The sequence below is a fragment of the Arthrobacter sp. genome, assembly GCF_031179985.1.
In the GTDB taxonomy this organism is placed as follows: domain Bacteria; phylum Actinomycetota; class Actinomycetes; order Actinomycetales; family Micrococcaceae; genus Arthrobacter.
Genome location: NZ_JAPSHJ010000090.1, coordinates 1 through 6,349 on the forward strand (window position 1 = coordinate 1; position 6,349 = coordinate 6,349).

A 6,349-nucleotide genomic window follows, 5' to 3' on the forward strand; every position below is an offset into this window, starting at 1 on the left:
TACCTGCTTCATTCCTCCTTAGCTCAATTGGCAGAGCATTCGACTGTTAATCGAAGGGTTGCTGGTTCAAGTCCAGCAGGAGGAGCGCACAGGTCCCGCAGCCGGCAAACGCCGGCTGCGGGACCTTTTTGTATGGCACTGGTTATGTACGGGTGCTGCTCTCCGCGATGCGCTGCCGGCTCAGACGAAGTTCATTTCCACTTCGAGGAAACGCTCGGCCTCGGCCACGGCTGCAGCGAAAGCTTCGCCCTCGGTGGGCGACGTACGGGGCTGGCGCGGGTGCCACTCATGCGGTGATGAATGAACACGGGTGAAGCCCCCGTCAGGCGGAGCATAGAAGATTCCGAAGCGCTGTACAGGCCATTCCGGAGAGGTCTCCGGGGCCACCAGAAGGGCGGCGTTGGCCGCCGGGTTGTACCACTGCGCTATTGGACGCCGCCGGTCTTCAGTGAAAAGTCCCGCCGCATAGAGAGCTGCCGACTGCGCACTGGTCTGTGTGCACAGCCGGTCCCACCACAACGGCAGAATGCCGGTGTCGCACCGCTGCCACGTGGCCGGAGGTGGAGGAGGATCCTGCCAGTGGGGCACATACCAACTTTATCGCTCGGCGGGCTGCCTGGAATAGAGTGGCCGCCTCGGTTCCGGTTGCGTTCAGTCCCGATTCCAAGGCCCCGGGTTGACCCTGTAGAGCAGCGCGGAACCGGCCACGGCTCCGAGGATGACCCCGAGGGCTGCATTGCCCATTGCCCGGCCGAAAAAGAAACCTGCGATGGCGCCAAGGACGGCGCCAAGGAAGAGTCCGCGTCCGTTGCGGTGCGGCTTGCGCGTCATCGGGCCAGCCTACGCTGCTACTGGTGAGGGGGTTGCCACTAGTGAATGGATGGCACGGTCCTTGGGCGGACTATCACCCACAGCGCCGTTGCTGCGAGGAAGATGCAGCAGGCCTGGACAGCGCCCATAGGCGTAGCTGAACTGCCGCCAACCCAGCCCACCACGGGTGAGATGATGCCGGCCATCAGGAAGGTGGAGGCGCCCAGCAGGGAGGCTGCAGTGCCGGCCTGGGCGCCATGCTTGGCCAGCGCCAGGACCTGCACGCACGGGAACGTGAAGCCCGTGCCGAGGATGTAGAACCACAGCGGGACCAGGACGCCCCAGAGCCCGAACCCCAACTGGTCAAAGAGCACGATCAGGAGGGCCATCAGGAACATCCACGCGGTGGAAGCGGCCAGGATCCACTGCGGCGGCACGAGCTTAATCAGCCGCGAGCTGGTCTGGACGCCGGCCACGATACCCAGGGAATTGACGCCGAACAGCAGGCCGTACTCCTGCGGGGTGAAACCGAAGATGTCCTGGAACAGGAAGGGGGAAGCGGAGAGGTAGGTGAACAGCCCTCCGAAGTTCATGCCGCCCACCAGCAGCAGTCCGACGAAAATCCGGTCAGAGAAAAGCGCCCGGTACCTCTGGCGGGCAGTCAGGCCGGACTTCCCCCGGAGCTCGCGCGGCAGCGTTTCCCGCACCAGGAATATCGCTGCGGTGATCACGGTCGCGCCGTAGCAGGCGAGGAACACGAAGATGCCCGGCCACTCCATCACCAGGAGCAGCTGCGATCCGATCACGGGGGCCAGGATCGGAGCCAGTCCGTTGACCAGCGCCATGCGGGAGAACATTCGCACCATGGCGTAGCCGCTGAAAAGATCGCGGACCATGGCCATCGCCACAACCCCTCCGCCTGCGGCGCCGATTCCCATCAGGACGCGGAACAGGCCGAGTGTCCCGATGTCTGTCGAAAGCGAGGCCCCCAGCGAGGAAGCGATATGCACTGCCGTGGCCAGGATGAGGGGCGTCCGCCGGCCGAACTTGTCGCTGAAGGGGCCCACCACCAGCTGCCCCAGGGCGAAGCCCACCGTGGTGCCCGTCAGGGTGAGCTGGACCGCAGCCTCTGACACATTCAAGCTCGTCTCCAGGGCGGGGAAGGCCGGTAGGTAGAGGTCCACCGTAAACGGTCCCAGAGCCGTAAGGGCGCCAAGGAGAAGGATGTAGAGGAATTTCTGGCGTCGGCTCAGGGCATCACCCGGATGAATGGTGGTCACAGGCAACCATCCTAGGGCGCAAAGATCATACTTTTACAGGGGCCGGAGGCCACGCCGGAAAGTTAGTACAGAAGTTGCGGCTGACCCTGAGTGATAGTTTTGTCAGCGGGGGCATGCTGAGCCATATGCGGTCCCCGCAAAGCCGAGAAAAAAATCGACTATGGAACCAGTTAGGCGGGACCTATGAGCGGGCGTCACAGCGGGCGGGCCAACAAGGGGTTGCGTATCACCACGCTGCCGAAAACGGCGAGGCTCATCTTCCAACTGGTGCCGCGCCAACTCAACGACGAGATCGCCATGGCCAAGTTCGAGGTCAAGCGCAAGGGCAAGCAGTTGGGCGTGGCCGGAGCCTTCTTCGGAGTCGCCGCTGTCTTCCTGGCTTTCCTGCTGACCGGGCTGATCGTCGCGGCCATCATGGGGCTCGCCACCATCATGCCGGCCTGGCTCGCAGCACTCCTCGTGTGTGCAGTTTTCCTGCTGATTGCCCTGATCGGCGGGCTCGTCGGCCTCCGGAAGTTCAAGAAGGCCATGCCCCTGATCCCAGCGGAGACCGTCCGGGGCCTCAAGCACGATCTTGGTGTCGCAAAAGAAGGCTCGGACTTTGATGCTGCGGTCCTGGACCCCAATTCGCCCCAGGCGAAGGCGGCCAAGGAAGCCAAGGCTGCTGCCAAGGCCCAGGCCAAGGCCGAGAAGGAAGCCAAAGCGGCCGCAGAGCATGTCGAAGTTCCAGCCGTTTCCGAGCCCGAGGTCCACCGCCGCCTGAAGCAGCGGCGCGAGCACCTGACCACCGTCCGCGATGACCTCGGCGAAGAACTCGATGTCAAGGCCCAGGCCCAGGCCCTGCTCGGCGTGGCCAGGCACCGGCTGGATGAGGGCAAGGACAAGTTCAAGGACAGCAGGGAGCGCGCGGGCGAAAGATTCGCTGCCCGCGTAGCCGTCAGGTCCTCCGAGTCCGGGTCTTCCGCCACGGCATCGTCCACCTTTGGATCCACCACGGGATTGTCCGTGTCCGGGCGATCCTCCGCAGGCAGCGTGGTACGTTCCATGCCCGAAAAGCTGGAATCCCGGTGGAAGCCCCTCGTGGCATTCGTCGCGTCCACTGCCGTCATGCTTACCCTGCTGCGAAAACTGTTCAAGAGCTGAGCGTTGCCCTGAACTCAGTCAGGAAGACGCCCCCGGCCACAGAGAGGGGGACCGGATGAGGTTCATCGGCGCTGGTTCCCGTCCCGGCCAGCCGGGCGTCGACCGCGATCTGGTCTTCACTGTCCCCAATCTGCTCACGGTTCTGCGCTTCATGGGCGTGCCGCTGTTCATCTGGCTTGTGCTGGCCCAGCGTGAGTACGGCTTTGCCGTGCTGGTGCTCGCGATCATGGGGAGCACGGACTGGGTGGACGGCTACATCGCCCGACGCTTCAACCAGGCCTCCAAGCTCGGGCGGATCCTGGATCCCATCGCGGACAGGCTGGCGCTGATCGCCGTAGCCGTGACACTGGTGATTGCTGGTGTAGTCCACTGGTGGTACCTCGCCGCGCTCGTCATCCCGGATGCCGTGCTGCTCTCCATGTCGCTGTTCTACTTCCACAGCCACCCGGATCTTCCCGTCAGCCTGATCGGGAAGACGCGCACGGGCCTGCTGCTGCTGGGCACCCCGCTGCTGTTGCTGTCGAAGCTGGATACCCCGTCCGCCGGGGCCTGGTTCATTGCGGCATGGATTGTGCTCGGCCTCGGACTGGTGGGGCACTGGGTGGCCGCCTACAAATACTTCTGGGCCATCCGGCGCAAAGGCAGAATGCTGGCTGACAACGGTGGTGGCAGCTGATGGTGTGGCTGGCAGTATTCCTAGCTGTACTGGGAGCGTTTTGCCTTGCCTTCGGTGCGCAGCGCCAAGGCAGTGCCGTGAAGGCCGATACCGGCGGACTGGCGCTCAGCTCCAACGGTTTTCTGCGCCTGCTGCGGAACCCCCGTTGGGTTTTCGGGCTCCTGTTGCTCTGTATGGGTATGGGCCTGAATGCCGTCGCTTTGGTCTCCGCGCCGCTGACCGTGGTGCAGCCGATCGGGGCCATCGCGCTCGTCATCACCACCGTGGTCAACGCCAAGGACCAGGGCCTGAGTATCAACCGGGCCACGGTGGTCGCCATCTCTGCCTGCGTGACCGGTTCCGCCCTGTTCGTCCTGCTTGCCGTCTTCGTCACGCAGGAAAACCACCACGTAAATTCCGACGACGAACTCACCATCGTGCTGCTGCTCGCTTTGGCTGTGGCCCTCTTTGGCACTTTGGCAGCAATGTTCAAGCACCGCATGAGCGCCTTTGTCTATATTCTTGGCGCGGGCGTTCTGTTCGGCTTCGTGGCGGTGCTGACCCGGATCATCGGCAAGCACCTGCTCGACCCAAACGGGCAGGCCCTGCTGAACGTGCCCTGGTATTCGTTGGTTGCGATCGCGGCGGCCGGAGGGCTGGGCTCCTGGTTTGTGCAGAGTGCCTACTCCACCGGACCACCGGACCTCGTCATTGCGGGGCTGACTGTCATCGACCCCATCGTGGGCATCGCGATCGGCATCACCATCCTCGGGGAGTTGCGGCCTGACGTCCACGCCGTGATGGCTATTGCCATGGGTACGGCTGCATCGCTTGCTATCGTGGGGGTAATAGCCCTCTCCCGGCATCATCCCGAAGTCACCAAGCGGAAGAAGGACGCTCGGAAGGTCGCGGGCAGGGCACCCCACTAGCCGACTTTTCGACAGCGGGCCAGGCGCGAACGTGTGCCAGCGCTATATGTGCCAGTGCCAGCCGGCGTGGACAGCCGCAGCTGACCGCGCCGTGACCACCAGGAGCTTTCCACGTGACAATGCCCGATGCCCAGCGCCCACTGACTATCCTGATTGCGGCCGACACCTACCCGCCCCACGTCAACGGAGCAGCCCAGTTCGGCTACCGGCTGGCGAAAGGCATGACGGGCCGCGGACATAACGTCCACGTCCTGGCGTGCCGCCAGGACAAAGGCAAGAGCTTCACGGAGTTCCGCAAGGAAGCCACGGTCCACCGCCTTCGCTCCCACAGCGCCTTCACGCACGAGTATTTCCGGATCTGCTTTCCCTGGGAGATCAAGAAGGAGATCAGTCTCCTTTTCGACAAGGTGCAGCCGGATGTCGTCCACATCCAGAGCCACTACATGATCGGCGAGCACGTGCTGTACGAAGCAGTGAAGCGCGGCATCCGCGTGATCGCCACAAACCACTTCATGCCCGAGAACCTCAATCCGTTCCTGCCCTTTCCCCAATGGTTCAAGGACATCATCGGGAAAATCTCCTGGAAGGACATGGGCAAGGTGATGGGCAAGGCCGACGTCGTGACGACGCCTACGCCGCTGGCTGCCAGGGCCATGCACCAGCACGCCTTCCTGCGGAAGGTCCTGCCGCTTTCCAACGGCATAGACTCCACTGCCTATGAAATCAAGCCGGGCGAGGTGATCGAGCCCCACGCCAACCCGACCGTCCTCTTTGCTGGACGCCTGGCAGAGGAAAAGCACGTTGACGTGCTGATCAAGGCAGTGGCTGCAGTCCCCGCAGACCTGAACGTCCACCTGGAGATCGTCGGCGGAGGCGAAGTGCGTCCTGCCCTGGAATCGCTGGTGGAGCGGCTGGGTCTGCAGGACAGGGTTAAGTTCCTGGGCCTTGCCAGCGATGAGGATCTTCGCCAGGCCTACATCAGGGCGGACATCTTCTGCATGCCGGGGACTGCCGAGCTGCAGTCCCTGGTGACCCTTGAGGCGATGTCCGCGTCCACTCCAGTTTTGCTGGCCGACGCAATGGCCCTGCCACACCTGGTGCGCGACGGCGAGAACGGCTACCTCTTCACTCCGAATGACAGCGCAGACCTTGCGGAGAAACTCACGCGCATTCTGCGGCTGCCGTCGGAGAAGCGCAAGGCGATGGGCGAAGCGAGCCGCTGGATGGTGGAGCCGCACAGCATCCAGGGCACCCTGCAGACCTTCGAAGACCTCTACCGTGGCGCAAGCTATGACGACAAGGTCGTCTAGGAGCGCCTGGTCTAAACCCGTCCGCCAGTTTGCTAGAGTGTTTTTGCCCCGCAGATCACGGGCCCGGTCACCCGGGTGCCCGGAATCTGGGAGGTACTTCAGGTACATGGGGCTATAGCTCAGCTGGTTAGAGCGCGGGACTCATAATCCTAAGGTCCTCGGTTCAAGTCCGAGTAGCCCTACCTGTTCTGCAAAGAGCCGCGGCCGACGTTCAACGTCGGC

Annotated in this window: 7 protein-coding genes and 2 tRNA genes; 6 read left to right on the forward strand and 3 right to left on the reverse strand. The window is 63.4% G+C overall.

The features are described from left to right. The first annotated feature begins 12 nt into the window (after positions 1–12). Positions 13–85, forward strand: a tRNA-Asn gene (locus RIN13_RS19885). Positions 86–180: 95 nt separating this feature from the next. Here the strand turns inward: RIN13_RS19885 and RIN13_RS19890 are convergent. From RIN13_RS19890 to RIN13_RS19900, 3 genes are all read right to left on the reverse strand, one after another. Further along, on the reverse strand, positions 181–588 hold the full coding sequence (locus tag RIN13_RS19890; RefSeq protein ID WP_309109043.1) for a hypothetical protein: 408 nt from the start codon (positions 586–588) through the stop codon (positions 181–183). A gap of 63 nt (positions 589–651) precedes the next feature. Continuing rightward, complete coding sequence (locus RIN13_RS19895; RefSeq protein WP_309109044.1) at positions 652–831, reverse strand: hypothetical protein; 180 nt, start codon at positions 829–831, stop codon at positions 652–654. Between the two features lie 38 nt (positions 832–869). After that, positions 870–2,090, reverse strand: a complete 1,221-nt coding sequence (locus RIN13_RS19900) for a multidrug effflux MFS transporter (protein WP_309109045.1) — start codon at positions 2,088–2,090, stop codon at positions 870–872. A 183-nt stretch (positions 2,091–2,273) separates the two neighbouring features. Between RIN13_RS19900 and RIN13_RS19905 the strand changes: the two genes are divergently transcribed. The 5 genes from RIN13_RS19905 (at position 2,274) to RIN13_RS19925 (ending at position 6,309) form a co-directional block, all read left to right on the forward strand. Continuing rightward, positions 2,274–3,233: a phage holin family protein gene (locus RIN13_RS19905; RefSeq protein ID WP_309109046.1), complete on the forward strand. Its 960-nt coding sequence runs from the start codon at positions 2,274–2,276 to the stop codon at positions 3,231–3,233. A gap of 55 nt (positions 3,234–3,288) precedes the next feature. Next, on the forward strand, positions 3,289–3,909 hold the full coding sequence (locus tag RIN13_RS19910; protein ID WP_309109047.1) for a CDP-alcohol phosphatidyltransferase family protein: 621 nt from the start codon (positions 3,289–3,291) through the stop codon (positions 3,907–3,909). Then, positions 3,909–4,817: a DMT family transporter gene (locus tag RIN13_RS19915; protein ID WP_309109048.1), complete on the forward strand. Its 909-nt coding sequence runs from the start codon at positions 3,909–3,911 to the stop codon at positions 4,815–4,817. The genes RIN13_RS19910 and RIN13_RS19915 overlap by 1 nt, the downstream gene beginning before the upstream one ends. Before the next feature lie 113 nt (positions 4,818–4,930). After that, positions 4,931–6,127, forward strand: coding sequence for a glycosyltransferase (locus RIN13_RS19920; protein ID WP_309109049.1), 1,197 nt, complete (start codon positions 4,931–4,933; stop codon positions 6,125–6,127). 108 nt (positions 6,128–6,235) lie between these two features. Then, positions 6,236–6,309 (forward strand) — tRNA-Ile (locus tag RIN13_RS19925). Positions 6,310–6,349 lie beyond the last annotated feature (40 nt).

Excerpts from the sequence above, each read along its gene's own strand:
- RIN13_RS19905 (WP_309109046.1), top strand. The coding sequence starts at position 2,274 with ATGAGCGGGCGTCACAGCGGGCGGGCCAACAAGGGGTTGCGTATCACC.
- RIN13_RS19915 (WP_309109048.1), top strand. The coding sequence starts at position 3,909 with ATGGTGTGGCTGGCAGTATTCCTAGCTGTACTGGGAGCGTTTTGCCTT.
- RIN13_RS19910 (WP_309109047.1), top strand. The coding sequence starts at position 3,289 with ATGAGGTTCATCGGCGCTGGTTCCCGTCCCGGCCAGCCGGGCGTCGAC.
- RIN13_RS19895 (WP_309109044.1), bottom strand. The coding sequence starts at position 831 with ATGACGCGCAAGCCGCACCGCAACGGACGCGGACTCTTCCTTGGCGCC.